Source organism: Micromonospora sp. NPDC048169 (genome assembly GCF_040652815.1).
Classification (GTDB): Bacteria; Actinomycetota; Actinomycetes; order Mycobacteriales; family Micromonosporaceae; genus Micromonospora.
The window spans coordinates 187553-213169 of sequence record NZ_JBEZMS010000004.1 but is presented as its reverse complement, the minus strand read 5'-3'; the positions used below and the strand labels follow the sequence as shown (position 1 = coordinate 213169).

Sequence of the window (25617 nt, the reverse complement as noted above, 5' to 3'; positions counted from 1 at the left end):
CTAGCCAGGCAGGAACAGCCCGACCAGCTCCACGTGCTGGGTCATCGGGAACAGGTCGAAGCCGCGCAGCGCGGCCAGCCGCCACCCCGCCTCGGTGAACGTGCGCACGTCCCGGGCGAACGCGGCCGGGTCGCAGGCCACGTAGGCGACCGCGCGGGGCCGGGCGGCCACCACACCGCGCACCACGGGCGCGCCCGCGCCGGAGCGCGGCGGGTCGAGCACCACCAGGTCGACCGGTCCGGTGATCCGGCGCCGGGACAGCGCGGCCTCCACCCGGGCCGCCACCACCTCGACGCCGGCCAGGTCGGCCAGGTTCTCCCGTGCCGCGGCCACCCCGTCCGGCGCCGACTCGACGAGCGTCACCCGGGCGCCGCCGACCCGCTCGGCGAGCGCGGCGGCGAACAGCCCGGCCCCGCCGTACAGGTCCCAGGCGGTCTCGCCGGGCCTCGGGTCGAGCAGGTCGAGCACCGCGCCGGTCAGCGCGTCCGCCGCCGCCGGGTGCACCTGCCAGAACCCGGAGGCGGGCAGCGTGAAGGACCGCCCGGCCGCCGTCTCCCGGACCCGCTCCGGCCCGCTCACCGCCGTCGGAACCCCGTCGGCGTACGCGACCACCGCGACGTCACCGCCGGTGCTGGCGACCGTCTCCACCGCGTCGGCGTCCGGCCAGCGGGCGCCGGTGGGCGGGAGCACCGGCAGCTCCTGGATCGCCGGGTGCGCGATCAGGCACCGCTCGATCGGCACGACCTCGTGCGAGCGGTGCTTGAGCAGCCCGGCCCGGCCGGCCGCGTCGACCGCGTAGCGGACCCGGGACCGCCAGCCCAGCTGCCCGCCGGGCAGTGCCTCGACGCGTACGCCGAGCGCGTCGATCTGCTCGGTGGTGAGTCCGCCCAGCCGGGTGAGCTGCTCGCGCACCACTGTGAGCTTCCAGTCGAGCTGGGCGACCGGGGCGACGTGCTGGAGGTCGCAGCCGCCGCACCGCCCCGGCCGGGCGTACGGACACGGCGGTGTCACCCGGTCCGGCGAGGCGTCCAGGATCTCCACCGCGTCGGCGCGGGCGAAACCCCGGTGCAGCTCGGTCACCTCGGCCACCACCCGCTCACCTGGCAGCGCGTGCCGGACGAAGACCACCTGCCCGCCGACCCGGGCCACGCAGTGCCCGCCCGGCGCGACCGCGTCGACGCTCAGCTCGACCCGCTCGGCCTCCTCCAGCCCGGGCCGCTCCGCCGCCGGCACGGAACCGGGTCGCTCCACCGCCGGCGCGGGATCGGCCGGTGCGGGACCGGAACGCTCGCCGTTGATCATGACAGCTCCTCGCGCTCGGCGGACGGCGTGGACGCCACCGGCGGTGGCAGCGTGCTCTGCGGCGCCACCCGGGGGCCGCGCGCCGGGCCCCGGCTGAGCGTCGCGTCCAACCGGTCCAGGTTCTTGCTCGCGGTGGACGCGAGCTGCCACGGCACGCTTGTCACCATCACGCCCGGCTCGAACAGCAGCCGCCCCTTGAGCCGCAGCGCGCTCTGGTTGTGCAGCAGGTTCTCCCACCAGCGGCCCACCACGTACTCGGGGATGAAGACGGTGACCACGTCGCGGGGCGACTCCCGGCGCACCGACGCGACGAAGTTGAGGATCGGGCGGGTGATCTCCCGGTACGGGGAGTCGATCACGGTGAGCGGCACCGGCAGCTCGCGGCGCTCCCAGTCGGCCTGGAGTTCGCGGGTGTCCTGCTCGTCCACGTTGACGGTGACGGCGGTGAGCGTGTCCGGCCGGGTGGCCCGGGCGTACGCGACCGCCCGCAGCGTCGGCTTGTGCAGCTTGCTGACCAGCACGATGGCGTGGTTGCGGGCGGGCAGCACGCCCCGCTGCTCGGTCGGCTCCAGTTCCTCGGCGATCCGGTCGTAGTGCCGGCGGATGCCGAGCATCACCACGTACATCATGGCCATCGCGACGATCGCGATCCACGCCCCGAGCAGGAACTTCGTGGCCAGCACGATGATCAGCACGACGCCGGTCATGACCATGCCGAACGTGTTGATCGCCCGGGAACGGACCATCCGCCGGCGCGCCTCCGGGTCCCGCTCGCGGCGCAGGTGCCGGTTCCAGTGCCGGATCATGCCGGCCTGGGAGAGCGTGAACGAGACGAACACCCCGACGATGTAGAGCTGGATGAGCTTGGTGACCTCGGCCTGGAACCCGATGATCAGCACTACCGCGAAGACGGCCAGGAACACGATGCCGTTGGAGAACGCCAGCCGGTCGCCCCGGGTGTGCAACTGGCGGGGCAGGTAGCGGTCCTGCGCCAGGATCGAGCCGAGCACCGGGAAGCCGTTGAAGGCGGTGTTGGCGGCCAGGAACAGGATCAGCGCGGTCATCCCGGCGACCACGTAGAGCAGGACCGAGCCGCCGCCGAACACCGTCTCGCCGAGCTGCACGGTCACGGTCTTCTGCACGTAGTCGACCGGGCCGGAGACGATCTGCGACCTCGGGTCCTCGACGAACTGGAGGCCGGTGAGCCGGGACAGCCAGATGATGCCGACCAGCATGGCCACCGCGATGCCGCCGAGCAACAGCAGCGTGGTCGCCGCGTTCTTCGACTTCGGGCTCTTGAACGCCGGTACGCCGTTGGAGATCGCCTCCACGCCGGTGAGCGCCGCGCAGCCGGAGGAGAACGTCCGCAGCAGCAGGAACACCAGCGCGAACCCGGTGACACTGTGCTCGGCCTGGATCTCCAGGCCGGCGCTCGGCGCGCGCAGGTCGTCGCCGAGCACGAAGATGCGGATCAGCCCGGTCAGCAGCATGCCGCCGATGACGATCACGAAGCCGTAGGTGGGGATGGCGAAGGCGGTGCCCGACTCGCGCAGGCCGCGCAGGTTGATCGCGGTGAGCAGCACGACCGCGCTGACCGCGATGAGCACCTTGTGGGTGGCCACGAACGGCACCACCGAGCCGAGGTTGGCCACGCCGGAGGAGACCGACACGGCGACGGTCAGCACGTAGTCGACGAGCAGCGCGCTGGCCACGGCGAGGCCGGCCCGGGGACCGAGGTTGACGGTGGCGACCTCGTAGTCGCCGCCGCCGGAGGGGTAGGCGTGCACGTTCTGCCGGTAGCTCGCCACCACGGTGAGCATGACCACGACGACCGCGAGTGCGACCCACGGCGAGAAGAAGAACGCCGAGGCACCGGCGATGGACAGCGTCAGGAGGATCTCGTCCGGGGCGTACGCCACGCTGGAGAGCGCATCCGACGCGAAGACCGGCAGCGCGATGCGCTTCGGCAGCAGGGTGTGCTGGAGGCGGTCGGACCGGAACGGTCGACCGAGGAGGAGTCGCTTCAGCAGCGAGGTGGGTCGGGCCACAACCGCCAAGCGTACGACCACCGGGCGCGGGGCGCGGGGGTGGTCGATCACCGCCGGACGGGCCCGCGCGGTACGGTCGGTCCCCCTGTCCGGGGCGGGACGTGGCAGGCTCGCAGACGACGGGTCGGCGGGCGGCACCGTGGGAGGAGCGGACACCGTGCATGTGGTGATCATGGGCTGCGGCCGGGTCGGGTCGACCCTGGCCCACAGCCTGGAGTCCCGGGGGCACTCGGTGGCGGTGATCGACCAGGACGCGGACGCGTTCCGCCGTCTCGGGCCCGACTTCGCCGGCATCACGGTGACCGGCGCGGGCTTCGACGGCGAGGTGCTGCGTCAGGCCGGCATCGAGCGGGCCGACGCGTTCGCGGCGGTGTCCAGCGGCGACAACTCCAACATCATCTCGGCCCGGCTGGCCCGGGAGACGTTCGGCGTGTCCCGGGTCGCGGCCCGCATCTACGACCAGCGCCGCGCCCAGGTCTACGAGCGGCTCGGCATCCCCACCGTGGCGACCGTCCGGTGGACCGCCGACCGGATGCTGCGCCACCTGGTCCCCGAGGGCAACGTGGAGATCTTCCGCGACCCGACGAGCACGGTCTCGATCATCGAGGTGCCGGTGCACAAGGACTGGATCGGCCGGCCGCTGCGGCAGCTGGAGCAGGCGGTCGGCGCCCGGGTGGCCTACCTGAACCGCTTCGGGATCGGCACCCTGCCCACCGCCTCCACCGTGGTGCAGGAGGGCGACCAGGTCTTCATGCTGGTGACCGACGACATCAACGGCCCGGTCACGTCGGTGGCGGCGGCGCCGCCGGAAGGGGGGCACTGAGCCATGCGGATCGCCATCGCCGGCGCCGGCAACGTGGGCCGCTCGATCGCTCAGGAGCTGATCGACAACGGCCACCAGGTGATGCTGATCGAGCGGCAGCCGAAGATGCTGCGGCCCGACCGGGTGCCGGCCGCCGACTGGGTGCTCGCGGACGCCTGCGAGCTGGCCAGCCTGGAGGAGGCCGACGTGGCCGGGTGCGACGTGGTGGTGGCCGCCACCGGCGACGACAAGGTCAACCTGGTGGTGTCGCTGCTGGCCAAGACCGAGTTCGCGGTGCCCCGCGTGGTGGCCCGGGTCAACCGGGCGGAGAACGAGTGGCTGTTCACCGAGCAGTGGGGCGTGGACGTCGCGGTGAGCAAGCCGAGGGTGATGGCGGCGCTCGTCGAGGAGGCGGTCACCGTCGGCGACCTGGTCCGGCTGATGACGTTCCGGCAGGGCGAGGCGAACCTGGTCGAGATCACCCTGCCGCCGACCGCGCCCTACCTGGGGCAGCCCATCCACGCGGTGCCGATCCCCCGGGACGCGGCGCTGGTGGCGATCGTGCGCGGCAAGCGGGTGCTGGTGCCCACCCCGGACGACCCGATCGAGGCCGGTGACGAGCTGGTCTTCGTCTGCACCGCGGCGGTCGAGGACGACGTGCGCGCGGTGATCCTCGGCCCGGCCCGCACGGACCGTGACCGGGAGCGGTCCTGAGGCGGGGGCCTCAGGCGCCGGGCAGCGGGGTGGGTGCGGTCTCCCGGGTGACCCGGCGCACCACCCAGACCGTGATCAGCAGCAGCAGCGCGTACGGCGGGTAGCCCAGGGCGAGCCGGGCCACGCCCAGCGCGGTGTCCTGGTGGGCCAGGTAAAGCCCGGCCTGCACGCCGACCTTGGCCAGCCACACCACGCCCCAGAGCACGGTGAGCTGGGTGAAGGTGCGTACCAGCCTGGGGTCGTCGCGCCACTCGGAGCGGCCCTTCGCGACCAGCACGGACCAGATCCAGCCGACCAGCGGCTGCCGGATCACGGCCGACAGCAGCAGCGCCAGGCCGTACCCGATGCCGTAGAGGATGCCGGGCAGGTAGAAGTCCCGCTCGTCGCCGGTGCGCAGGGCCAGCAGCGCGCCGATGCCGACGCCGAACAGCCCGTTGACCGCGTGCCGCACCGGCTTGCGCTGGGCCAGCCGCAGCCCGGCGATCAGCAGCGCCACCGCCACCGAGGCGTACACGGCGGGGCGCAGCTCGCCGATCACGTTGGCGATCACGAAGACCATCACCGGGATGCTCGACTCGACCAGGCCGCGCCATCCGCCGAGCTGGTCGGCCATCTGCTCGGCGAGGCTGGGCAGCCGCTCCTCGTCCTGCGGGCCGAGACCCGGCGGGGTGTGCTGTCCGGTCGTCACTTCGGCGACTCCAGCTCGTAGTACGGGTTGTAGATCACCTTGCGGTCGTCGCGCACCGCCACCCGGCCGCGCGCGGTCAGGTGCCGGCCCGGCTCGATCCCGGCGATGTGCCGGCGGCCCAGCCAGACCAGCGTGACGACGTCGGTGCCGTCGTAGAGGTCCGCCTCCAGGGTGGGCAGGTTCGTGCGGGGCGTGTAGACGACGGTACGCAACCGCCCGGCCACCGACACCACCTGACCCCTGTTGCACTGGTGGGCGGGCGTGCCGCCGGACTCGGCGCTCTCCCGGCGCAGCTCCTGCGCCTCGATCTCGGCCTCGCTCGCGGTGAGCCGGTGCAGGAGCCGCCGCAGCGACCCCCGGCTCTCGTCGGTCGTCATGACCTCCGCGTCACCCTCTCCACAGCGGGGCCCCGCATGCCCGGAACCGTCCCGCCAGCGTACGCGCAGTGGCGCGCCGACGGGAGCGCCGTGGCGCGTACCGCCGGCCGGAACCGGACACGCCGCGGGCCCGGCGCCGTGTCGCGCCGGGCCCGTGCACGTTCTGGATCAGACCTCCTGCGCGTCGGCGGCCTGCTGCTCGGCGACCTCGCGGGGCAGCCGCAGCGGCAGCGGCTCGCGCACCGGCTTGGCCTCCTGGCCCCGGTCGACGACCAGGCCGTCCAGGCAGGCCGCGAGCGGGCCGGCGGCGGCCGGGTCGGTGGCGGCCGCGCCCTGGAAGACACCGCGCACCATCCAGCGCGGGCCGTCGATGCCGACGAACCGCAGGTCGGTCGGACCGTCCGGGGTACGCACCCGGGCACGCAGCTCGGGCCCGTGCTCCCCCTCGACCTCCTGGGCGGTGGCGCCGTCGCCGACAAGCGACTGCCGGATCTCCTCGCGCACCTCGTCCCAGATGCCCTCGGAGCGGGGCGCGGCGAAGACGCCGAGCTGGAGGGCGTTCTGGCCGTGCACCAGCACGACCTGCTGGATCACGCCCTGCGGGTCGGCCTGGACCCGCACCTCCACGTCCGGCACCGCCGGGATCCGCAGGCTGCCGAGGTCGAGGCGAGGCGCGTCGGGTGCCTCGCTGACGTCGTACGGGCCGCGGTCCGGCGCCGACGGGGTCTCCTCGGCGTCGAGGACCCCATTGTCACGCGCCTCGTCGGCCCGCTTCCGGGAGAAGATCACTGCGCCCACCCTCCGCTGTTCACACTCACCCTGCCACCTCTTCGCTCTGCCCGCCGGACGGCGCCGGGACCAGCCCGGCGTGCCCGCCGGTGGATCCGTGCCCACCGGCGCCGCGCCGGGAGGCGGGCAGCTCGGCCACCGGCCGGAACTCGGCCCGGGCGACCCGCTGGACCACCAGTTGGGCGATCCGGTCACCCCGGCTGATCCTGGCCGGCGTGTCCCGATCGTGGTTGATCAGGTTGACCAGGATCTCACCCCGGTAGCCGGCGTCGACCGTACCGGGCGCGTTGAGCACCGTCACGCCGAGTCTGGCCGCGAGTCCGGATCGGGGGTGCACCAGCCCGACGTAGCCGTCCGGCAACGCCACCGCCACGCCGGTGGGCACCAGGGCCCGGCCGCCGGGGGGCAGCTCGACGTCCGCGGCGGCCACCAGGTCCGCCCCGGCGTCGCCGGGATGGGCGTACGCCGGCAGTGGCAGCTCCGGGTCGAGCAGCCGTACGGCCACGGGTACGACGTCTGTCACGGTCATCCTCTTCCGTCCGGTCCTGCGGGGTGCCCCTGCCATCCTGCCGGTTGCCGGGCCGCTCGCGCGCCGTACCCTCGTCTGTGTGCGTCAGTCGTCATCTCCCGCCGCCCCGCCGGCCACCGCCGCGTACGCGGAGCGCCTCGGGCTGCCCTGGTGGGCCTGGCCGGCCGGGCTGGCCGTGGCCGGCCTGCTCGCGGTCGAGCTCTGGATGGGTGCGACCGGGGTGCGCGCCTGGCTGCCGTTCGTGCTGCTGATCCCCGCCGCGGTGGCCGGCCTGTGGTGGCTGGGCCGGATCCGGGTCGAGGTGCGCGACGGCGAGCTGCGGGTGGACGACGCCCACCTGCCGGTGCGGTACGTCGCGGACGTGGTGCCGCTGGACGCGGCCGGCCGGCGCGAGGTGCTCGGCGTCGGCTCCGACCCGCTGGCCTTCGTGGTGCAGCGCCCGTGGATCGGCGGCGCGGTGCAGGTGGTGCTGGACGACCCGGCCGACCCGACCCCGTTCTGGGTGGTCAGCACCCGGCGCCCGGTCGAGCTGGCGGCCGTCCTGCTGGCCGCCCGCGACGCGGCCTGACGGTCCGCCCGCGCCGCCGGTCAGGACGGCTTGCCCGGCAGGGCACGCGCGGTACGCCGCAGGTCCTTGCGCAGTTGCTCGCCGAGCGCGCGGGTGGCCCGGCGGTTGAGGTAGCCGGCCACCGCGGCGCCGGTCAGGAACGGCCCGAGCGTGGTGAGGTTGCGCCCGAAACGGCGCATCAGGCTGTCCCGCAGCTCCCGGCGGGCGGCGGTGCCGAGCACCGCGCTCACGCCGACCCCCGGCATCATCGGGTTGACCCCCCGCTGGGTGGCCCAGGACTGCACGAGCGCCACGGCCCGGCCGGTGCCGCCGGCCGGCAGCGGCACCCGGTGGACCTCGTGCAGCTCGCCGATCAGCTTCAGCTCGATCGCCACCACCGCCACCGTCTCGGCGGCCAGCAGGACCGGAGCGGAGAGCAGGGTGGGCGTGACCGCCCACTCGACGGCGGCGACCCCGCCGCCCGCGGCGCCGACCCCGGCGGTGGCGCGGGACGCGTTGCGGACCAGCCGGTCGGCGAGCGCGTCGTCGTCCAGGCCGGGGAAGTGCCGTCGTAGCGTGGCGAGGTCGCGGATGGGCACGTGCGGGGCGACCTCGGCGACCGTGTCGGTCATCCAGCGCACCGCCGCGCGGGGCTTGAACAGGTCGGTGATGCCGCGGGAGCGGGCCTGGCGGACCAGCCGGGCCAGCAGTTGCCGCCGGCGGGCCGGCGCGATGTCGTCGGCGGTCAGTGCCGCGACGGTGGCGCCCAGCTCGGTGCTGTCCGCGCCGGACGCGCCGGACTCACCCGGCGTCGGGGCGGAACCGACCGGCCCGGGTGTCGCGGGTGTCGCGGCCGGGCCGCCCGGTGCCGGTGTCTCGGCCGGGCCGCTCGGTGCCGGGGTCCGGTCCGCGCCGGTCCCCTCGCTGCGCTCGCTCACCCGTCCGCCCTCCTGCTCCGCGCGGCGTGGCAGCCGCCCGTAACGAGTCAAGCAGCATCCGGCCGCCCCCGCACGGCGGCGGCGGCTCGAACAGCGGCGGCCACGTCGAGGCGGCCGCCGCTGGTGTCCCCGGTCGGGATCAGACGCACTCGCGGCAGATGAGGTCGCCGTTGCGCTCGACCGCAAGCTGGCTGCGGTGGTGGACCAGGAAGCAGCGGGCGCACCGGAACTCGTCCTGCTGCATCGGGAGGACCTTGACCGTGAGCTCCTCGTCGGCCAGATCGGCGCCGGGCAGCTCGAAGCTCTCGGCCACCTCGGCCTCGTCGACGTCCACGGCGCCCGACTGTGAGTCGACCCGCCGGGCCTTGAGCTCTTCCAGGCTGTCCTCGCCGAGGTCGACCTCGTCGCGACGCGGGGCGTCGTAGTCGGTGGCCATCGGTTTCACTCTCCAATATCGATATTGTCGCTGCCGGTTGTAACGCCGGACGACGCCGTTTCGGTTCCCCTGACCGGCCACCATCTCTGTCGGGCACCCGACCCGAGGAACGGTGGGCCGGGCTCGCCGGTGCGAAAGCCCCCGGTGAGCGCGGAACCTTACCCCCCTGTGGGCGAGGCATGTATACCGCCCTCGCGGGAGAGATGTACGCCTCCAGGCCCGAAGTTGTTCCCAATGTGACTCAGGCGACACGAAGATAGGGGTAGTCCTACCGGTTCACCGCGTGGCGCGCCGGTATGTCGGACTGTTTCCACGCCTGAGCCGGACAGGCGTTAACCTCAGCGGCGTACTGGACGGCCGACCGGTCGCGGCCCGACCGCGTCGCCCGCCACCACCCAATCACTGTCCGGGGAGCGCCCAGGATGAGTTTTGCGCGAGTGCGGGCACTCGTTGTCGTCGGACTGCTGGCGGTCGTCGCCCTGGTCTTCGTGGTCGTCGCCGTGCTGAAGGACAGTCAGGGCACAGCCGGCACGGCGGCCTCCTGCCCGGACGGCTGGCCGCTGGTCGACCTGCGGCTGCGGGAACAGAAGGACGTCAAGATCAATGTCTACAACGCCACCGACGAGGCCGGCCGGGCCGGCAGCGTCGCGGACGACTTCCGTAACCGCAAGTTCCAGGTCAAGAAGGTCGGCAACGAGAAGAAGGCGTTCGACGGCGTGGCCCAGCTCCGGTTCGGGCCCAAGGCCGTGGGCTCGGCGCACCTGCTGCGTGCGTACTTCCTGAACGAGGCCAACCAGGCCTTCGACGCGAACCGCAAGGACGACGTGGTCGACGTGGTCCTGGGCAACCAGTTCCAGCAGCTCGCCACCACCACCGAGGTCAACCAGTCGCTCGGCGACCTGGGCGCGCCACAGGCGCCGCCGGAGACCTGCCCGATGCCGGTCGAGAAGTAGGCGACAGGCGGCCCGACGACGCGGGGCGGTCTCCCTCGGGGAGGCCGCCCCGTCGCGTGCCCGGCACCCGGTCACGGCCCGCCGGAGGCGTCCAGGTCGACCAGCCGGTCGTGCAGCGGCCCGTGCAGCGCGGGCGGCGCGGCCAGCACCAGGTCCGGGCCGGCCGCCCGCCCGGACAGACCGGTCACCAGCAGCCCGGCCTCCCGGGCGACCAGCCCGCCGGCGGCCAGGTCCCAGTCGGCCAGCCCCTTCTCGAAGTACGCGTCCACCCGCCCCTCGGCGGCCAGGCAGAGGTCGAGCGCGGCGGCGCCCATCCGGCGGATGTCCCGGATGTGCGGGATCAGCTCGGTGACCACGCGCGCCTGGTGCGCCCGGCGGCGGGCGTCGTAGCCGAACCCGGTGGCCACGAGCGCCTGCCCGAGGTCGGTCGCGGTGGAGCCGCTCAGCCGCTGCCCATCGCGCCAGGCGCCGCCGCCGAGCGTCGCGGTCCACTCCTCGCCGGTGACGACGTTGCGCACCACTCCCGCGACCACCTCACCGGCCACCTCGGCGCCCAGCGAGACGGCGTAGTAGGGCAGCCCGTAGAGGTAGTTCACGGTCCCGTCGATCGGGTCGAGGATCCAGCGCACGCCGTCGGCGCCGGCGGGGCCGGTATCGCCCGCGCCGTACTCCTCGCCCAGCACCGCGTCGCCGGGCCGTCGCGCCCGCAGCGCGGCGATCACCTGCCGCTCCACCGCCCGGTCGGCGGCGGTGACCACGTCGGTCACAGTGCTCTTGGTCGCGGCCACCGAGACGCCCTCGACCCGCATCCGGTATGCGGTGGCGGCGGCCTCCCGGGCCACATCGACAGCGATCGCGAGCAACTCCCCCGCCGTGGGCGTCGAGGTGATCATGTTTCTCCCCTTCCGGCGCGATCGGGACCGGCCGTCTCGTGCGCGGGTATCATCCTTACAAAGTCCACATCTGCGCCGAATCTGCGGTCCCGGACCGCAGGTCCGCCGTGCGGCGCGGGATGATCGCGGCAGACGGCGTTACAATTCACCCTGCCCACGCGCCACGGACCGCCAGCGACCGGACGGCCCGGGACACGGGGGTCCTCAACGACTCGCCCGGCGCGGCCGTCCCATGCTGCGCCGGACGACCCGGCCGTGCTCGCTCTTTCGCCTCCGGAAGGTCTTCGTGACAGATCCCCGCCAGACCGGCGCCGACGTTCGCTCGCTCACCGACACCCTGATCGCCCACGCGCAGAGCGCCGGCGGCCAGCTCACGTCGGCCCAGCTCGCGCGCACCGTCGAGTCCGCTGAGGTGACCCCGGCCCAGGCCAAGAAGATCCTCCGCGCGCTCTCCGAGGCGGGTGTGACGGTGGTGGTGGACGGCTCGGCGAGCACCCGCCGCCGCGTCGCCGCCGCCCGGTCCGCCACCCCGGCCTCCCGCGCGACCACCGCCAAGACCACGAAGAAGGCCGCCGCGCCCGCCCCGAAGCAGGCGCCGGCCGCCGAGGAGTCGCCCGCCCCGGCCCCCCGGAAGGCGACCGCGCGCAAGGCCACCACCGCCGACGTGGCGAAGGCCGCGGCCCCGGCGAAGGCCACCAAGGCGACCCGCGCCACCAAGGCCACCGTGGCGGCGAAGACCGCCGCGGCCAAGCCGGCCAAGGCCGGCGGCAAGGCCGAGGGCGCCGAGGGTGAGATCGACCCGGAGGAGCTGGCCGCCGAGATCGAGGACGTGGTGGTCGAGGAGCCGGCCGAGCTGACCCGGGCCGCCGAGGCCGACGCGGCCAGCTCCGCCACCGACAACGACTTCGAGTGGGACGACGAGGAGTCCGAGGCGCTCAAGCAGGCGCGCCGCGACGCCGAGCTGACCGCCTCCGCCGACTCCGTGCGGGCGTACCTGAAGCAGATCGGCAAGGTGCCGCTGCTCAACGCCGAGCAGGAGGTCGAGCTGGCCAAGCGGATCGAGGCCGGCCTCTACGCCGCCGAGCGGCTGCGCGCCGCCGACGAGGGCGAGGAGAAGCTGGTCCGCGACCTCCAGCGCGACCTGATGTGGATCTCCCGGGACGGCGAGCGCGCCAAGAACCACCTGCTGGAGGCCAACCTCCGCCTGGTGGTCTCGCTGGCCAAGCGCTACACCGGTCGCGGCATGGCCTTCCTCGACCTCATCCAGGAGGGCAACCTCGGCCTCATCCGCGCCGTCGAGAAGTTCGACTACACAAAGGGCTACAAGTTCTCCACCTACGCCACCTGGTGGATCCGCCAGGCCATCACCCGCGCCATGGCCGACCAGGCCCGCACCATCCGCATCCCCGTGCACATGGTCGAGGTGATCAACAAGCTCGGCCGGATCCAGCGCGAGCTGCTCCAGGACCTGGGCCGCGAGCCCACCCCGGAGGAGCTGGCAAAGGAGATGGACATCACACCGGAGAAAGTGCTGGAGATCCAGCAGTACGCCCGGGAGCCCATCTCGCTCGACCAGACCATCGGCGACGAGGGCGACAGCCAGCTCGGCGACTTCATCGAGGACTCCGAAGCTGTCGTCGCTGTCGACGCGGTGTCGTTCTCGCTGCTCCAGGACCAGCTCCAGCAGGTCCTCCAGACGTTGTCCGAGCGTGAGGCGGGCGTGGTGCGCCTGCGTTTCGGCCTCACCGACGGCCAGCCGCGCACCCTGGACGAGATCGGCCAGGTGTACGGCGTGACCCGGGAACGCATCCGGCAGATCGAATCCAAGACCATGTCCAAGTTGCGGCACCCCTCGCGTTCCCAGGTGCTCCGCGACTACCTGGACTGACCGCGTACGTCAACAAATCGTGCCGGTTTGATCACCAGCCGTAGAACATTGATCGATGATCGGTCGATTGCCTGTTTGTGATCGTTGACGTGGCACCCTTGGTGCACGGCACACTGTCCTCCACGCCAGGTGTGACCTCGGTCCCCCGCGGGCACACAGGGAAGGCAGGGCCCGAGATGGGTGTTGCACGATAGGTGAGCAACCGAAGAGAGTGTTCATCGGTGACGACCAGAGGAGGAAGGCGATGACCCCGACCCTCACGCCGCCGCCCGAGACGGTGAGCCCCCCGGCCGCCGATGAACGGTGCGACCGCTGCAATGCTGCCGGCAAGCTCCGGATCACCCTCTCGGGTGGGAGTGAGCTGGTGTTCTGTGGGCACCACGCGAACAAGTACGCAGAGGATCTCGTGAAGATCACCGTGCGTTTCGTGGCGGACCCGGAGTTCAGCTGGCGTGGCGCCGATCTGATGGCGAACTGAGGTCCGACAAGAAGTCCACAACCCGACATGACCGGCCGGAGGCACCCGCAAGGGGAGCCTCCGGCCGGTTTTTCGTGTCCGGTCGAGCCCGGTTGACCCGTCAGAGGGTCTGCACGGTGGCGATGCGCTCCTCGAGCTGCTCGATCGTGGCCTGCGCGCTGGGCGGGCCACCGCAGATCCGGCGCAGCTCCGCGTGGATCTTGCCGTGCGGCTGGCCGGTGTGGTGGTGCCGGGCGGCCACCAGAGCGTTCAGCTGCCGCCGTAGCGCCACCCGGCGCTGGGCGGCGCTCATCGGTGGGGGCACCGCCGCCGGGGCCGCAGCGGCCGGCTCAGCGGTCCGCTGGGCGGCCCGGCGCTTCTGCGCGGCGAGCTGCTCGGCCTGCCGCTTGGTCAACAGCAGCGAAACCTGGTCGGCGGTGAGCAGACCGGGCAGCCCGAGGTATTCCTCCTCCTCGGGCGTGCCGGCCTGGGCGGCGGTGCCGAACGAGGCCCCGTCGAAGATCACCTGGTCCAGCTCGGCGGTGGCGGAGAGCGCGGCGAAGCGCTTCTCCAGCTCCCCGCTGGCGCCGTCGTCGCGCTGGGCGCGCTCCAGCAGGTCGTCGTCGAAGCCCTCGCGGTCCTTCGGCTTGCCGAGCACGTGGTCCCGCTCGGCCTCCATCTCGCTGGCCAGCCCGAGCAGGTGCGGCACGCTGGGCAGGAACACCGACGCGGTCTCGCCGGAGCGGCGGGCCCGGACGAACCGGCCGATCGCCTGCGCGAAGTACAGCGGGGTGCTCGCGCTGGTGGCGTACACGCCGACGGCCAGGCGGGGGATGTCGACGCCCTCGGACACCATCCGCACCGCGACCAGCCACCGTTGCTGCGAGGCGGCGAACGTCGCGATCCGCGCGGACGCGCCCTGGTCGTCGGAGAGCACCACTGCGGCCTTCTCACCGGTCACCTGCTCCAGCAGCTTCGCGTACGAGCGTGCCACCTGCTGGTCGCTGGCGATGACCAGGCCGCCCGCGTCCGGCATGCCGTTGGCGCGCAGCACGCTCAGCCGGGCGTCGGCGGCGCGCAGCACCTGCGGCATCCAGTCGCCGGCCGGGTCCAGCGCGGTACGCCACGCCTGGGCGATCAGGTCCTGCGTCATCGGCTCGCCGAGGCGGGCGGCCAGCTCCTCGCCGGCGTTGGTGCGCCACCGGGTCTCCCCCGAGTACGCCAGGAACAGCACCGGCCGGACCACGCCTTCGCGCAGCGCGTCGGAGTAGCCGTAGACCGAGTCGGCGCGGGAGCGCAGCAGCCCGTCGCCGCCGCGCTCGTAGCTGACGAACGGGATCGGGTTGTCGTCGGAGCGGAACGGCGTACCGGTGAGCATCAGCCGGCGTACCGCGGGCTCGAACGCCGCCTTCACGCCGTCGCCCCAGGTACGCGAGTCGCCGGCGTGGTGGATCTCGTCGAGGATGACAAGCGTCCGGCGGGTCATGGTGCGCCGCCGGTGCACCTGCGGTGCCATGCCCACCTGGGCGTAGGTGACCACCGCGCCGTGGAAGTCGGCGGCGGAGTGCAGGTCGGCGTTGCGGAACGCGGCGTCGAGCTGGATGCCGACCCGGGCGGCGGCCTGCGCCCACTGGGTCTTGAGGTGCTCGGTCGGCGCGACCACGGTGACCGCCTCGACGGTGCCGTCGGCGAGCAGTTCGGCGGCGATGCGCAGGGCGAAGGTGGTCTTACCGGCGCCGGGGGTGGCGACAGCGGTGAAGTCCTCGGTCCGGCGGCGCAGGTATTCCACGAGCGCCTTGCGTTGCCAGGCGCGCAGGGGCGGGAACGTGTCGAGCGCCGGCATCCGCGGTGGCACGCGTAGCTCCTCTCCGCCGCGGACGGCGGCGGGCCCGACCGGGGCCACGGGAGCCGCCGCCCATGAAAACGCCCTCGCGCATCCGGTGCCGCGAAGGCCGGTTCAGCATAACCAGCGCCGGCCGTGCGCCCCACTCGACGCCACGCCTGTCACATCCGCCCACCCCGGCGCACGGCGGTCAGGGCAGTGGTCCCCGGGTGCCGGTGCGCGGGGGCCGCAGCGTCGCCACCGGTGCGGACCAGCGGCGGCGCAGCGCGATCAGGCGCAGCCCGAACACGAGCAGGGCGGCGGCGGTGAGCGGCACGGCGGTTGCCTGTCCGGACGCCGACAGCAGCGCCACCGCGACCGACCCGGCGAGTGCGGCGAGGGCGTAGATCTCGCGGCGCAGCACCACCGGGATCTCGCCGGTGAGCAGGTCCCGGCCGAGCCCGCCGCCGATCGCGGTGAGCATGCCGATCATGCAGGCGCCGACCGCCGGCACCGCGGCGTCGAGGGCCTTGAGCGTGCCGATGACGGTGAACAGGCCGAGGCCGGCGGCGTCGAGCACCAGCACCGTCGTACGCAGCCGGGCGAGCTGGGGGTGCAGCCAGAACACGGCGGCGGCGGTGACGGACGCGGTGGCCGTGTACCGCCAGTCGGCGAACGCCAGCGGCGGAACCTCGTCGATCACCAGGTCACGGGCGATTCCCCCGCCGAGCGCGGCGACCACACCGACGAAGACGACCCCGAACAGGTCGAGCCGTTTCGCCACCGCCGCGGAGGCGCCGGAGGCGGCGAAGACCGCCACGCCGGTCAGGTCGGCGAGAAGAAGGGCGGTGGAGGTGGTCACCGCCGCAGGTTACGTGCACGGGCGGCGACGCCGCCCGTGGTCACTCGCGGTACGAGTCGTAGATCTCCTTGCACTTCGGGCAGACCGGGGAGCCCGGCTTGGCCGCCTTGGTGACCGGGAACGTCTCACCGCAGAGCGCGACCACGTAGGTGCCCATGACGGCACTCTCGGCGATCTTCTCCTTGCGGACGTAGTGGAACATCTCCGGACCAGTGTCCGCGTCCTTCAGCTCGGGACGCTCGAGAACCTCTGTGCTCACGACTACACCTCCGGCGTTCCAGTTTTGCAGGTCGGTCCGCCCCGGTCCACCTGGGCCCCGGCCGGAAGCGGCCCGTACGGTAACCGACGTGACCAACTTTCACATCAGTCTCGGTAGTGAGGTGGCCGACGCCCTGCGGGACGGCCACCCGGTCGTGGCGTTGGAGAGCACTATCGTCTCGCACGGGCTGCCCCGGCCGGACAACCTGCGCGTGGCGCGCGAGATCGAGCAGGCGGTACGGGACGCGGGGGCGGTGCCGGCCACCATCGGCATGGTCGCAGGCGAGCTGCGGGTGGGGCTGGACGACGCCCAGCTCACCCGGCTCGCCACTGTCGACGGCGTGAGCAAGCTCTCGGTCCGCGACCTGGCCCCGGCTGCGGCGACGGGCGCGGACGGCGCCACCACCGTGGCGGCCACCAGCGCGGTCGCGGCGGCGGCCGGGATCGGCGTGTTCGCCACCGGTGGGCTCGGCGGCGTGCACCGCGAGGCGGCGCAGACGTTCGACGAGTCGGCCGACCTGGTCACGCTGGCCCGCACGCCGATCGCCGTGGTCTGCGCCGGGGTGAAGTCGATCCTGGACGTGGGCGCCACGCTGGAGCGGCTGGAGACGCTCGGCGTGGGCGTGGTCGGCTACCGCACCCGCCGCTTCCCCGGCTTCTACCTCACCGACGCCGGCTTCGACCTGGACTGGTCGGTCGAGTCGCCGGAGCAGGTGGCGGACGTGCTGGCCGCCCGCGCGGCGCACGGCGTGCACCACAGCGGCCTGGTGGTGGCCAATCCGCTGCCCGCCGACGAGCAGCTCGACCCGGCGCTGCACGACCGCACGCTCGCCGAGGGACTCGCCGCGCTGGCCCGCGAGGGGATCACCGGCAAGGCGGTCACCCCGTTCCTGCTGTCGCACTTCCACTCCGCCACCGAGGGCGCCAGCCTGGCCGTGAACGTGCGGATCATCCTGCGCAACGCCGACCTCGCGGCCCGGATCGCCGTCGCCGCCGCGGCCCTCCCCGCGGCATGAGCACCAGGCCGCGCGTCGTCGTCGTCGGCGACATCATCACCGACGTGCTCGCGGTGCTGTCCGGGCCGCTGGCGACCGGTTCGGACACCGCGGCCGGGATCCGGTTCAGCGGCGGCGGGCAGGCGGCGAACACCGCCGCGTGGCTCGCCGGGCAGGGCACGGCGGTGACGCTGGTCGCCGCCGTCGGCGACGACGAGACCGGCCGGGAGCGGGTGGCCGAGCTGGCCCGGATCGGCGTCGACTGCGCGGTGGAGCGGCACGAGGGCTACCCGACCGGCACCGTCATCGTCCTCACCCACGACGGGGAGCGGACCATGGTCAGCCAGCGGGGCGCGAACCTGCGGCTGACCGCCGCGCACGTGGACGCGGCGCTGGCCGCCGCGCCCGACGCCGGGCATCTGCACCTGTCCGCGTACACCCTGTTGGACGTCGGGTCGCGCGGCGCCGGCCTGCGCGCGCTGGCCACCGCCCGCGAGCGTGGGCTGACCGTCAGCGTCGACGCGGCGTCCGCGGCGCCGTTGCGGCGCGTCGGCGGCGCGTTCCTGACCTGGGTACGCGACGTCGACCTGCTGCTCGTCAACACGGACGAGGCGACTGTGCTGGCCGGTGGGCTGGACCCGGCGGCGCAGGCGCGGGCGCTGACAGCCGTGGCGCACCGGGTGGTGGTCAAACGGGGCGCGGCCGGTGCGGTGTGGGTGGAGCGCGGCGGCGTGGTGGAGTTCGCCCCGGCACCCGGGGTGGACGTGGTGGACGTGACCGGCGCCGGGGACGCGTTCGCGGCCGGGCTGCTCACCGCGTGGCTGGACGGCGCCGATCCGCGCGCCGCGCTGGCCCGCGCGGGTGATCTGGGCGCGCTCGCCGTGACGACGGTGGGCGCCCGCCCGGCGCCCTGACGGCGGTGGCCGGTCCGGGCGGTGCTCCGCCCGGGCCGGTCAGGGCTCGGCGTCGATGATCTTGTGGGGGTTCTCCTCGGCGGTGAGGGCCGTGGGCGCGGGCTCCTCGCGGTGCCGGTTGCGGAAGCGGTTCGCCAGCCGGTGCTCCTCCTTGGGCGGCCGGTCGTTGGCGAGCAGCACGGCGAGCCAGGGCACGAGCACCATGCCGAGCGCGCACAGCGGCAGCCAGAGCCAGAGCAGCGGGGCCTTGGCGCCGACCAGGATCGCGCCCGCCACCAGACACGCGACCCGGATGGCCATCATCAGCACGTATCGCTTCTGCCGGCTGTTGAGCTGGTCGTCCTGGCTGCGCGGGGCGTCGGTGATCAGGATCGGCTGGTACGCCTGACGCTTCACCACGGACCTCCTACGAGGGGATAGGGCCCATCCTGTCACTCCGGACGGATGATCGGCGAAATTCGTGACAGCCGGGTACGTGTTACGTGCGTGGTACGCTTCGCCGGTGGCCAACCGGTTCAGCTTCACCGACGAGGCGCTGGCGAACCTGCGGGTCTACGACGTCACACCCGGGGAAGTCTGGGAGGCCCTGCACAGCAGGCGCCGGGTCATCCGGCACCTCGGCGACGACGTCATGGTGGTCTACGCGACCGACCACCGGGGCCGGCGGCTCGCCGTGCTGCTGGCCGAGGCCGACGGCACCGACAACGATTGGGACATCCTCTCCGCCCGCGAGCTGAGCGACGTCGAGGCCAAGCGCTACGACGAGGCGGTGCGGAGAGCACGCCGACGAGGAGGCGGTCACGATGCACCGTGACGAGGCGACCAAGCGGTTCCACGCCGGAGGCGACGCGTTCGCCGATCTGATCGACGACACGTCACCGGCGCAGCTGCCCACCCCCGACACCGACGTGCCGATGGTCAGCCGGTCGGTGCGGCTGCCGCTGGAGACGTACGAGCGGGTCCGCGCCGCCGCCGACGCGCGCGGCATCGGGGTCACCACGCTGATGCGGCAGTGGATCGAGGCCGGCCTGGCCGACCTGGACGACTCGGCCACTGTCTCGCTGGCCGACGTGCGCCGCGCGCTGGCGTCGCTGTCCCGCCCGACCGCCGCCTGACGGCTCACGCCTCGGGGCCGGCCTCGCCGGGCGCCTCCCGTCCGATCGGTGAGGCGGAGGACTCCGGCGGGTGGTGCCAGGCCCGGCGGGCGTCGGCGAACGCGACGAGCGCCAGCACGACGGCCACCGCGCCCAGCGCCAGCATCGCCGGCAGGGTCGCCAGAGCGGGCACGAGCAGCACCAGGGCCAGCAGGCCGGCCAGCCGGGAGCGGGACACCCGGCCGAAGATCTCGTACTCGAACCGGGACCGGGCGGCCAGGAAGAGCGCCGGACCGCCCGCCACGAAGACCAGCCAGCTCGGCGGGGCCGGATCGTACGGGTGGGCGATGACCAGCTCGTAGCCGACCGCGGCGCTGAGCACGCCGAGCACCATGAACAGATGGGTCTGCGCCGCCGACTCGGCCAGCCGCCCCGGCGCGCCGGCCGTCCGCAACGCCTCCGCCAGCAGGTGACCGGCCCGGTAGAAGTAGATCCGCCACAGCAACGCGGTGATCACGAACGAGATCGCGAACGCCGCGGCCGCCTCGCCGGAGAACTCCTTCCCGCTGTAGGTCAACCCGATGACCAGGATCGACTCGCCGAGCGCGATGAGGAAGATCTGCTGGTAGCGCTCGGCCAGATGCTCCCCGATGATCAGCCACTTCCGGGTGCGCGACGCCCCGATCCGGGGCAGCGGCCAGCCCAGCAACACGCCCAGGTGGTCCACGGCCAGCGCGACCACCCACAGTGCCAGGCGCGGGCCGGGCAGCAGCGCGCCGGCGATCCAGAGCGGGGCGCTGAACCCCGCCCAGGCAGCCAGCCGCAGCGGGACCAGGCGGCGCGGGTGCCCACGCAACGCCACCCCGATCGCCAGCGGCCGGCCGACCATCACCACCACGTACGCGAGCGCGAACGGCAGCGCCCGCTCCTCCAGCGCGCGCGGCAGGGTCACGCCCAGCACCAGGCTGCCGAACATGGTGCCGACCACCACGGCCTGGATGACGGCGCGCTCCGGCTCGTAGCGGCTGGTGACCCAGGTGGTGATCGTCCAGACCTGCCAGAGCACCAGGAACAGCAGCAGCGTCTTGCCCACCTCGGCGGCGACCGCCAGGGCCGAGCCGTCGACGCCGTTGATCAGACGCTCGGAGACCCGGGTCAGCGCGAACACGAAGACCAGGTCGAAGAAGAGCTCCAGGAACGTGGCCCGCCCCGGGCTGGAGGCGCTCCGCAGCAGCGCCCCACCTCGCTGCTCGGTCATCGTCCGCCCCCGCCCCCGTCCTGGCGACCAACGACAAGGGCTGCGACCGGTTGCGGCGGCACGGGGGTCAGCCCTTCGCGGCCTTCGCCTCCGCCTTCATCCGCTGCTTGAACTCGCGTACGCGGCGCAGCGACTCCGGGTCGGTCACGTCGGCCACCGACCGGTGGGCGTCCGCGTCGCCGTAGTCGCCGGCGGCCTCGCGCCAGCCGTCCGGGGTGACGCCGAACCGCTTGCCGAGCAGCGCGACGAAGATCTGCGCCTTCTGCCGGCCGAACCCGGGCAGCTCACCCACCCGGCGCAGCAGTTCCCGGCCGTCGGTCACGTCGGACCAGAGCCGGGCCGGGTCGCCGTCGTAGCGTTCCACGAGCACGCGGCACACCTCCTGCACGCGGGCCGCCATCGCCTTCGGGAAGCGGTGCAGCGCGGGCGGCCGGGCGAAGACCTCCACCAGCGCCTCCGGGTCGTACCCGGCCAGTTCGGCGGCGTCAGGCTCGTGGCCGAGGCGCTGCGCCAGCACGTACGGGGAGGAGAACGCCTTCTCCATCGGCACCTGCTGGTCCAGCACCATGCCGAGGAGCAGGGCCAGCGGGCTGCGCCCCAGCAGCTCGTTGGCCTGCGGGTCGATGGGCAGTGACAGCGTCATGGGGCCATCCTGCCGCCGATCGGGCGGCTCCGTGCACATCCTTGCCGGACGGCGCGTGATGTCCACCGGCCGCGGCTTCGCGATCCGGCTGCCAGTTCGGATCCGTGGGCACCAGGCGGATGTAGTCGTCGCTCACCCGGCTCAGTCTGCCCGGTGAACCGCGGACATCTCCGTGACGTGACGCGGCCCGGTGGATCCCTGGGAGGTCCACCGGGCCGCGGCCCACGGTGCGGTCAGGTCACCGTCGTCGTCAGTTGACGACGAAGAGCAGCCGGTTCGGCGAGCCCGTGCCCGGGCTGGTCACCTTGCCGGTGGTGGCGTTGCTGGTCAGGTAGCTGGCCACCTGAGCCGGGGTGTAGGAGGTGTTCGCGGAGAGCACGAGCGCCGCGGCGCCGGCCACGTGCGGGGACGCCATCGAGGTGCCGCTGATGGAGTTGGTGGCGGTGTCGCTGGTACGCCACGCCGAGGTGATCGACGAGCCCGGCGCGAAGATGTCCACGCAGGAGCCGTAGTTCGAGTACGAGGCACGGGCGTCGGTGCTGGTGGTGGCGCCCACGGTGATCGCCGAGGCGACCCGGGCCGGCGACGAGTTGCAGGCGTTGGCGCTGGAGTTGCCGGCCGCGAGCGCGTACGTGATGCCCGAGTTGATCGAGTTGGCCACCGCGTTGTCCAGCGTGGTGCTGGCGCCGCCGCCGAGGCTCATGTTCGCCACGGCCGGCTTCACCGCGTTCGAGGTGACCCAGTTGACGCCGCTGATCACGCCGGCGGTGGTGCCGCTGCCGGAGCAGTTGAGCACCTTGACGGCCACCAGGCGCACGCCCTTGGCCACGCCGTACTTGGTGCCGCCGACCGTGCCGGCGACGTGCGTGCCGTGGCCGTTGCAGTCGGTGTTGTTGGTGTCCACCGTGTTGGTGCCCCAGGTGGCCCGGCCGCCGAAGTCGCTGTGCGTGGTGCGGATGCCGGTGTCGATGATGTAGGCGCGCACGTTGGTGGCGGTGTTCGGGTAGGTGTAGGTGCTGTTCAGCGGCAGGTTCCGCTGGTCGATCCGGTCCAGGCCCCAGGTGGCCCCGGTCTGGGTGCCCTGGGTGGTCATGACGCGGTCCTGCTCGACGTACGCGACGGCCGGGTCGGCGGCCAGCCGGCGGGCCTGGGCGGGGGTCATCTTGGCGCTGTAGCCGGTGAGAGCGGAGCTCCACACCGTGCCGACGTTGCCGCCGTAGCGCTTGGCCAGGCCGGCGGCCCGGTCCGGCACCGCGGTACGGGCGGCGAGGGTGTTCGCGGTGCCGACCGCGTCGCCCTTGAGCACGACCACGTAGCTGCCGCTGACGGCGTCGGCGGCACCGGCGTACCGGATCTCCCCGGTGGGCGCGGCGAGAGCGGGCGTGGAGGCGGCGGCGGCGAAGGCCGCGGCGGCGGCCGTGACGGCGAGCGCACGCAGCGCGCGCCGCCGGGGAAGGGACACGTCGGGCATCGTCTGGCTCCCTACCGGGGCGGCCCGGTTTGTGTCCGGATCACCCCATCGACGGATGTTGGCAGGAATGCTAACCAGGGATCGACACACATGAAAGAGATAGTTGCCGATAGATACGGTTCACGTTATGGATCGGCGGGTGCGCGTCACGGCGGACGGCGTCCGAGGCAGGATGAGCACGTGGACCGTCACGACATGCTGCTCTCCCCCGCCGGGGTCGACGCGCTGCGCACCGCGCTGACGCTTGCCCGCTTCACCGCCAACGGGATCGCCGACCGCCTGGGCCCGCAGGGCACCGGCGCGGTGGCCCGCAACGACTACCGGGCCGCGCTGCGCGCCACCGAGGACCGGGACCGGCTGGCCACGCTGATCCGGGTCTTCATCTGCGACCAGACCGAGCCGGAGACGGTGGTGGCCGCCGCGCTGGCCCCGCTGACCGTGGACGAGGCGCTGGCGGGGGGCATCGTCGAACGGCACGGCGACGGCCTGCGCGCCGGGGTGGACCTGGAGCCGTACGGGGACGACTGGTGGGTGCTCGCCGACGTGCCCGCCAGCGCCCGGCCCGGACGGCCGCTGCACGCCGAGCACGTGCTGGGCATCGGCGGCGCCACCCAGACGCTGATCTCGGCCACCGTCCGCCCGACCGTGGACACCGCGCTCGACCTCGGCACCGGCTCCGGCGTCCAGGCGCTGCACCTGGGCACCCACGCGCGCCGGGTCACCGCCACCGACGTCTCCGAGCGGGCACTGCGGTTCGCCGCGACCACCGCCGCCCTCAACGGGCAGGACTGGGAGCTGCTGCGCGGCGACATGGTCGCCCCGGTGGCCGGGCGCCGCTTCGACCTGGTGGTCAGCAACCCGCCGTTCGTGGTCGGCCCGGGCACCACCACGCACGTATACCGCGACTCCGGCCGGGTCGGCGACGCGATCGGCGCGGAGCTGGCCGCTGCCGCGCCCGACCTGCTCACCGAGGGCGGCACCATGCAGTACCTGGCGAACTGGGTGCACGTCACCGGCGAGGACTGGGCCGAGCGGGTCACCGGCTGGTTCGCCGGCACCGGCCTGGACGCCTGGGTGATCCAGCGCGAGGTGGCCGACCCGATGGCGTACGTGAACCTCTGGCTCACCGACGTCGGCGAGAGCGCGGACCCGCAGCGGATGGCGGCGTGGCTGGACTGGTTCGACGCGCACAAGGTGGAGGCGATCGGCTTCGGCATCGTCTCGCTGCGCCGCTCCGGCCACGACCAGCCGATCGTCCGGGTGGAGGACCTGCGCCAGCGGGTCGAGCCGCCGCTCGGCGACCGGATCGGCGAGTGGTTCACCAGGCAGGACTGGCTGCGCGCCCAGGGCGCCCAGGGTCTGCTGGCCGCCCGTTACCGCGCTGCCGAAGGGCTCCAGCTGCGGCAGGAGGCCACCATGGGCGACGAGGGCTGGGCGGTCGACCGGCAGGTCCTCGCCATGCCGCGCGGGCTGCGCTGGTCGGAGGAGATCGACCCGCTGGTGCTCGCCCTGGTCGGCGGCGCCGACGGCCGGCTGCCGCTGCGCGACCAGCTCGCCCTGCTCGCCGCCGCGCACGACGTGACCCCGGACGAGCTGGCCGAGGCGGCCGGGCCCATCGTGGCGCACCTGGTCGAGCGCGGCATCGTCGAGCCGGTGACCGACTGATGCGGGCCGTGGTGCAGACCGTCGGCCGGGCCCGGGTGACTGTCGACGACGAGGTGACCGGCGAGATCGCCGACGGGCTGCTGGTGCTGCTCGGCGTCACCCACACCGACACCCCGCAGGTGGCCGCCACGATGGCCCGCAAGCTGCACGAGCTGCGCATCCTCGACGACGAGCGCAGCGCCGCCGACGTCGGGGCGCCGCTGCTCGTGGTCAGCCAGTTCACGCTCTACGGGGACGCCCGCAAGGGCCGGCGGCCGAGCTGGACCGCCGCCGCTCCCGCCGAGGTGGCCGAACCCCTGGTGGACGCCGTGGTCGAGCAGTTGCGCGCCCGGGGCGCGAAGGTGGAGACCGGCCGGTTCCGCGCCCACATGCTGGTGGAGAGCGTCAACGTCGGTCCCCGGACCCTCGTGCTCGACCTCTAGAAGAACAGGCCCCGGCGGGACAGCGACTGCCGCAGCCAGCCGTCGAGCTGGGCGGCCCAGTCCGTGTGGTCCGCGGTCGCGTGATCCACGGTGAACCGGCCGAACGCGTCGCGGCCCTCGGTGAACAGGCCGCCCCGCTTGTCCAGCTCCAGCACCACGTGGACCTGGCGCGGATCGGTCACGAAGGTGACCTCCAGCTGGTTCATCGCGCCCGCGTACTGCGGCGCCGGGTAGAACTCGATCTCCTGGTAGAACGGCAACTGCTGGTGCAGGCCGTAGATGTGTCCGCGCTCGACGTCGGCACGGGCGAAGCGGAAGCCCAGCCGCAGCAGCGCCTCCAGCAGCCGCTCGTGGGCCGGCAGCGGGTGCACCGCCACCGGGTCCAGGTCACCCTTGTCCATCGCCCGCGCCACCTCCAGCTCGGTACGCAGACCCATGGTCATGCCGTGCAGGTGCTGGCCGTACAGGTCGGTCAGCGGGGTCTCCCAGGGCACCTGGAAGCGGAACGGCACGTCGTGACGCTGCCCCGGCTCCAGCCGGAACGCACCCGTCATCTGGGCCCGGCCGAACTCCTGGTTGACGTCGTACTCGCTGTCGGAGCTCTCCACCTCGACCCGCGTGACCAGGCCGAGTGCGATGTAGCTCACGTCCACCGGGTGGTCACCGCCGACCACCTGAATCCGGCCCTCCAGAACGCCGCCCGGGCGGCAGTTCGGGTTGGCCAGCACCGTCTCCACCGACGGTCCGCCCACACCCATCGCCTGCATGAGCCGCTTGAAGACCACCACGTTCTCCGATCGTCAGTGCCGGGCCGGCCCCGACGGCCGGTCGGTGGCACGGTAACCGCGCCGG

General features: G+C 73.4%; 29 protein-coding genes. 12 read left to right on the top strand and 17 right to left on the bottom strand.

Annotation, left to right across the window (positions count from 1 at the left end):
• Positions 1-1302, bottom strand: coding sequence for a TRAM domain-containing protein (locus tag AB0D28_RS05965; RefSeq protein WP_357382668.1), 1302 nt, complete (start codon positions 1300-1302; stop codon positions 1-3).
• Positions 1299-3350 (bottom strand): APC family permease, encoded by a 2052-nt coding sequence (locus AB0D28_RS05960; protein ID WP_357382666.1) that lies wholly within the window; start codon positions 3348-3350, stop codon positions 1299-1301. Before AB0D28_RS05960 ends, AB0D28_RS05965 begins: the two co-directional genes overlap by 4 nt.
• 157 nt (positions 3351-3507) lie before the next feature.
• On the opposite strand from AB0D28_RS05960, the gene AB0D28_RS05955 reads away from it, so the two are divergent.
• Entirely contained in the window at positions 3508-4173 is a 666-nt protein-coding gene (locus tag AB0D28_RS05955) for a TrkA family potassium uptake protein (protein ID WP_357382663.1), read from the top strand.
• 3 nt (positions 4174-4176) lie between these two features.
• Entirely contained in the window at positions 4177-4866 is a 690-nt protein-coding gene (locus AB0D28_RS05950; protein WP_357382661.1) for a TrkA family potassium uptake protein, read from the top strand.
• A gap of 10 nt (positions 4867-4876) precedes the next feature.
• Here AB0D28_RS05950 and AB0D28_RS05945 read toward each other — a convergent pair whose 3' ends face one another.
• From AB0D28_RS05945 to dut, 4 genes are all read right to left on the bottom strand, one after another.
• On the bottom strand, positions 4877-5554 hold the full coding sequence (locus AB0D28_RS05945; RefSeq protein ID WP_357382659.1) for a DUF3159 domain-containing protein: 678 nt from the start codon (positions 5552-5554) through the stop codon (positions 4877-4879).
• Entirely contained in the window at positions 5551-5931 is a 381-nt protein-coding gene (locus tag AB0D28_RS05940) for an OB-fold nucleic acid binding domain-containing protein (protein ID WP_030502986.1), read from the bottom strand. The genes AB0D28_RS05945 and AB0D28_RS05940 overlap by 4 nt, the downstream gene beginning before the upstream one ends.
• 168 nt (positions 5932-6099) lie before the next feature.
• The gene (locus AB0D28_RS05935) at positions 6100-6720 is read right to left on the bottom strand and encodes a DUF3710 domain-containing protein (RefSeq protein WP_357382656.1); all 621 of its coding nucleotides are present in this window, start codon (positions 6718-6720) and stop codon (positions 6100-6102) included.
• Positions 6721-6745: 25 nt separating this feature from the next.
• The gene (gene dut, locus AB0D28_RS05930; protein WP_357382788.1) at positions 6746-7243 is read right to left on the bottom strand and encodes a dUTP diphosphatase; all 498 of its coding nucleotides are present in this window, start codon (positions 7241-7243) and stop codon (positions 6746-6748) included.
• An 85-nt stretch (positions 7244-7328) separates the two neighbouring features.
• On the opposite strand from dut, the gene AB0D28_RS05925 reads away from it, so the two are divergent.
• Positions 7329-7817, top strand: a complete 489-nt coding sequence (locus AB0D28_RS05925) for a DUF3093 domain-containing protein (RefSeq protein ID WP_357382654.1) — start codon at positions 7329-7331, stop codon at positions 7815-7817.
• Between the two features lie 20 nt (positions 7818-7837).
• On the opposite strand, the gene AB0D28_RS05920 is transcribed toward AB0D28_RS05925, so the two are convergent.
• Both AB0D28_RS05920 and AB0D28_RS05915 read right to left on the bottom strand, forming a co-directional pair.
• A complete protein-coding gene (locus AB0D28_RS05920; protein WP_357382786.1) occupies positions 7838-8566 on the bottom strand; it encodes a hypothetical protein in 729 nt (242 codons plus the stop codon).
• A 307-nt stretch (positions 8567-8873) separates the two neighbouring features.
• A complete protein-coding gene (locus tag AB0D28_RS05915; RefSeq protein WP_013284790.1) occupies positions 8874-9170 on the bottom strand; it encodes a DUF4193 domain-containing protein in 297 nt (98 codons plus the stop codon).
• A 437-nt stretch (positions 9171-9607) separates the two neighbouring features.
• Between AB0D28_RS05915 and AB0D28_RS05910 the strand changes: the two genes are divergently transcribed.
• Positions 9608-10123, top strand: a complete 516-nt coding sequence (locus AB0D28_RS05910) for a LytR C-terminal domain-containing protein (RefSeq protein ID WP_357382784.1) — start codon at positions 9608-9610, stop codon at positions 10121-10123.
• A gap of 71 nt (positions 10124-10194) precedes the next feature.
• On the opposite strand, the gene AB0D28_RS05905 is transcribed toward AB0D28_RS05910, so the two are convergent.
• The gene (locus tag AB0D28_RS05905; RefSeq protein WP_357382652.1) at positions 10195-11016 is read right to left on the bottom strand and encodes an inositol monophosphatase family protein; all 822 of its coding nucleotides are present in this window, start codon (positions 11014-11016) and stop codon (positions 10195-10197) included.
• 286 nt (positions 11017-11302) lie between these two features.
• Here AB0D28_RS05905 and AB0D28_RS05900 point away from each other — a divergent pair, with 286 nt between their 5' ends.
• Together AB0D28_RS05900 and AB0D28_RS05895 are read left to right on the top strand one after the other, a co-directional pair.
• Positions 11303-12904: an RNA polymerase sigma factor gene (locus AB0D28_RS05900; RefSeq protein WP_357382650.1), complete on the top strand. Its 1602-nt coding sequence runs from the start codon at positions 11303-11305 to the stop codon at positions 12902-12904.
• Between the two features lie 244 nt (positions 12905-13148).
• Complete coding sequence (locus tag AB0D28_RS05895) at positions 13149-13382, top strand: hypothetical protein (RefSeq protein WP_354865457.1); 234 nt, start codon at positions 13149-13151, stop codon at positions 13380-13382.
• 100 nt (positions 13383-13482) lie between these two features.
• On the opposite strand, the gene AB0D28_RS05890 is transcribed toward AB0D28_RS05895, so the two are convergent.
• From AB0D28_RS05890 to AB0D28_RS05880, 3 genes are all read right to left on the bottom strand, one after another.
• Positions 13483-15204, bottom strand: a complete 1722-nt coding sequence (locus tag AB0D28_RS05890) for a DEAD/DEAH box helicase (RefSeq protein WP_357382782.1) — start codon at positions 15202-15204, stop codon at positions 13483-13485.
• 190 nt (positions 15205-15394) lie between these two features.
• Positions 15395-16045 carry a TRIC cation channel family protein gene (locus AB0D28_RS05885; protein ID WP_357382648.1) on the bottom strand — a complete coding sequence of 217 codons (651 nt, stop codon included), beginning with the start codon at positions 16043-16045 and terminating at the stop codon, positions 15395-15397.
• Positions 16046-16085: 40 nt separating this feature from the next.
• Positions 16086-16304, bottom strand: coding sequence for a DUF3039 domain-containing protein (locus tag AB0D28_RS05880; RefSeq protein WP_088946800.1), 219 nt, complete (start codon positions 16302-16304; stop codon positions 16086-16088).
• 88 nt (positions 16305-16392) lie between these two features.
• On the opposite strand from AB0D28_RS05880, the gene AB0D28_RS05875 reads away from it, so the two are divergent.
• Both AB0D28_RS05875 and AB0D28_RS05870 read left to right on the top strand, forming a co-directional pair.
• Complete coding sequence (locus AB0D28_RS05875) at positions 16393-17319, top strand: pseudouridine-5'-phosphate glycosidase (protein ID WP_357382646.1); 927 nt, start codon at positions 16393-16395, stop codon at positions 17317-17319.
• Complete coding sequence (locus AB0D28_RS05870) at positions 17316-18212, top strand: sugar kinase (protein WP_357382644.1); 897 nt, start codon at positions 17316-17318, stop codon at positions 18210-18212. The genes AB0D28_RS05875 and AB0D28_RS05870 overlap by 4 nt, the downstream gene beginning before the upstream one ends.
• A 39-nt stretch (positions 18213-18251) precedes the next feature.
• Here AB0D28_RS05870 and AB0D28_RS05865 read toward each other — a convergent pair whose 3' ends face one another.
• Complete coding sequence (locus AB0D28_RS05865; protein WP_357382780.1) at positions 18252-18608, bottom strand: DUF3099 domain-containing protein; 357 nt, start codon at positions 18606-18608, stop codon at positions 18252-18254.
• A gap of 106 nt (positions 18609-18714) precedes the next feature.
• On the opposite strand from AB0D28_RS05865, the gene AB0D28_RS05860 reads away from it, so the two are divergent.
• Both AB0D28_RS05860 and AB0D28_RS05855 read left to right on the top strand, forming a co-directional pair.
• Positions 18715-19026 carry a hypothetical protein gene (locus AB0D28_RS05860; RefSeq protein WP_357382642.1) on the top strand — a complete coding sequence of 104 codons (312 nt, stop codon included), beginning with the start codon at positions 18715-18717 and terminating at the stop codon, positions 19024-19026.
• Positions 19016-19327, top strand: coding sequence for a hypothetical protein (locus AB0D28_RS05855; protein ID WP_013284778.1), 312 nt, complete (start codon positions 19016-19018; stop codon positions 19325-19327). Before AB0D28_RS05860 ends, AB0D28_RS05855 begins: the two co-directional genes overlap by 11 nt.
• 4 nt (positions 19328-19331) lie before the next feature.
• On the opposite strand, the gene AB0D28_RS05850 is transcribed toward AB0D28_RS05855, so the two are convergent.
• From AB0D28_RS05850 to AB0D28_RS05840, 3 genes are all read right to left on the bottom strand, one after another.
• Entirely contained in the window at positions 19332-20564 is a 1233-nt protein-coding gene (locus AB0D28_RS05850; protein ID WP_357382640.1) for a low temperature requirement protein A, read from the bottom strand.
• Positions 20565-20631: 67 nt separating this feature from the next.
• The gene (locus AB0D28_RS05845) at positions 20632-21207 is read right to left on the bottom strand and encodes an HhH-GPD-type base excision DNA repair protein (RefSeq protein WP_357382638.1); all 576 of its coding nucleotides are present in this window, start codon (positions 21205-21207) and stop codon (positions 20632-20634) included.
• A 250-nt stretch (positions 21208-21457) separates the two neighbouring features.
• Positions 21458-22678: a S8 family peptidase gene (locus tag AB0D28_RS05840; RefSeq protein WP_357382636.1), complete on the bottom strand. Its 1221-nt coding sequence runs from the start codon at positions 22676-22678 to the stop codon at positions 21458-21460.
• 180 nt (positions 22679-22858) lie between these two features.
• On the opposite strand from AB0D28_RS05840, the gene AB0D28_RS05835 reads away from it, so the two are divergent.
• Together AB0D28_RS05835 and dtd are read left to right on the top strand one after the other, a co-directional pair.
• The gene (locus tag AB0D28_RS05835; RefSeq protein WP_357382634.1) at positions 22859-24343 is read left to right on the top strand and encodes a methyltransferase; all 1485 of its coding nucleotides are present in this window, start codon (positions 22859-22861) and stop codon (positions 24341-24343) included.
• Complete coding sequence (dtd, locus tag AB0D28_RS05830; RefSeq protein ID WP_013474500.1) at positions 24343-24765, top strand: D-aminoacyl-tRNA deacylase; 423 nt, start codon at positions 24343-24345, stop codon at positions 24763-24765. Before AB0D28_RS05835 ends, dtd begins: the two co-directional genes overlap by 1 nt.
• Here dtd and AB0D28_RS05825 read toward each other — a convergent pair.
• Positions 24762-25550 (bottom strand): sporulation protein, encoded by a 789-nt coding sequence (locus AB0D28_RS05825; RefSeq protein ID WP_357382778.1) that lies wholly within the window; start codon positions 25548-25550, stop codon positions 24762-24764. The two genes, dtd and AB0D28_RS05825, sit on opposite strands and share 4 nt — an antisense overlap.
• Between the last annotated feature and the right edge of the window lie 67 nt (positions 25551-25617).

Excerpts from the sequence above, each read along its gene's own strand:
- AB0D28_RS05895 (WP_354865457.1), top strand. The coding sequence starts at position 13,149 with ATGACCCCGACCCTCACGCCGCCGCCCGAGACGGTGAGCCCCCCGGCC.
- AB0D28_RS05840 (WP_357382636.1), bottom strand. The coding sequence starts at position 22,678 with ATGCCCGACGTGTCCCTTCCCCGGCGGCGCGCGCTGCGTGCGCTCGCC.
- AB0D28_RS05965 (WP_357382668.1), bottom strand. The coding sequence starts at position 1,302 with ATGATCAACGGCGAGCGTTCCGGTCCCGCACCGGCCGATCCCGCGCCG.
- AB0D28_RS05870 (WP_357382644.1), top strand. The coding sequence starts at position 17,316 with ATGAGCACCAGGCCGCGCGTCGTCGTCGTCGGCGACATCATCACCGAC.
- AB0D28_RS05915 (WP_013284790.1), bottom strand. The coding sequence starts at position 9,170 with ATGGCCACCGACTACGACGCCCCGCGTCGCGACGAGGTCGACCTCGGC.
- AB0D28_RS05890 (WP_357382782.1), bottom strand. The coding sequence starts at position 15,204 with ATGCCGGCGCTCGACACGTTCCCGCCCCTGCGCGCCTGGCAACGCAAG.
- AB0D28_RS05950 (WP_357382661.1), top strand. The coding sequence starts at position 4,177 with ATGCGGATCGCCATCGCCGGCGCCGGCAACGTGGGCCGCTCGATCGCT.
- dtd (WP_013474500.1), top strand. The coding sequence starts at position 24,343 with ATGCGGGCCGTGGTGCAGACCGTCGGCCGGGCCCGGGTGACTGTCGAC.
- AB0D28_RS05855 (WP_013284778.1), top strand. The coding sequence starts at position 19,016 with ATGCACCGTGACGAGGCGACCAAGCGGTTCCACGCCGGAGGCGACGCG.
- AB0D28_RS05940 (WP_030502986.1), bottom strand. The coding sequence starts at position 5,931 with ATGACGACCGACGAGAGCCGGGGGTCGCTGCGGCGGCTCCTGCACCGG.
- AB0D28_RS05850 (WP_357382640.1), bottom strand. The coding sequence starts at position 20,564 with ATGACCGAGCAGCGAGGTGGGGCGCTGCTGCGGAGCGCCTCCAGCCCG.
- AB0D28_RS05845 (WP_357382638.1), bottom strand. The coding sequence starts at position 21,207 with ATGACGCTGTCACTGCCCATCGACCCGCAGGCCAACGAGCTGCTGGGG.
- AB0D28_RS05905 (WP_357382652.1), bottom strand. The coding sequence starts at position 11,016 with ATGATCACCTCGACGCCCACGGCGGGGGAGTTGCTCGCGATCGCTGTC.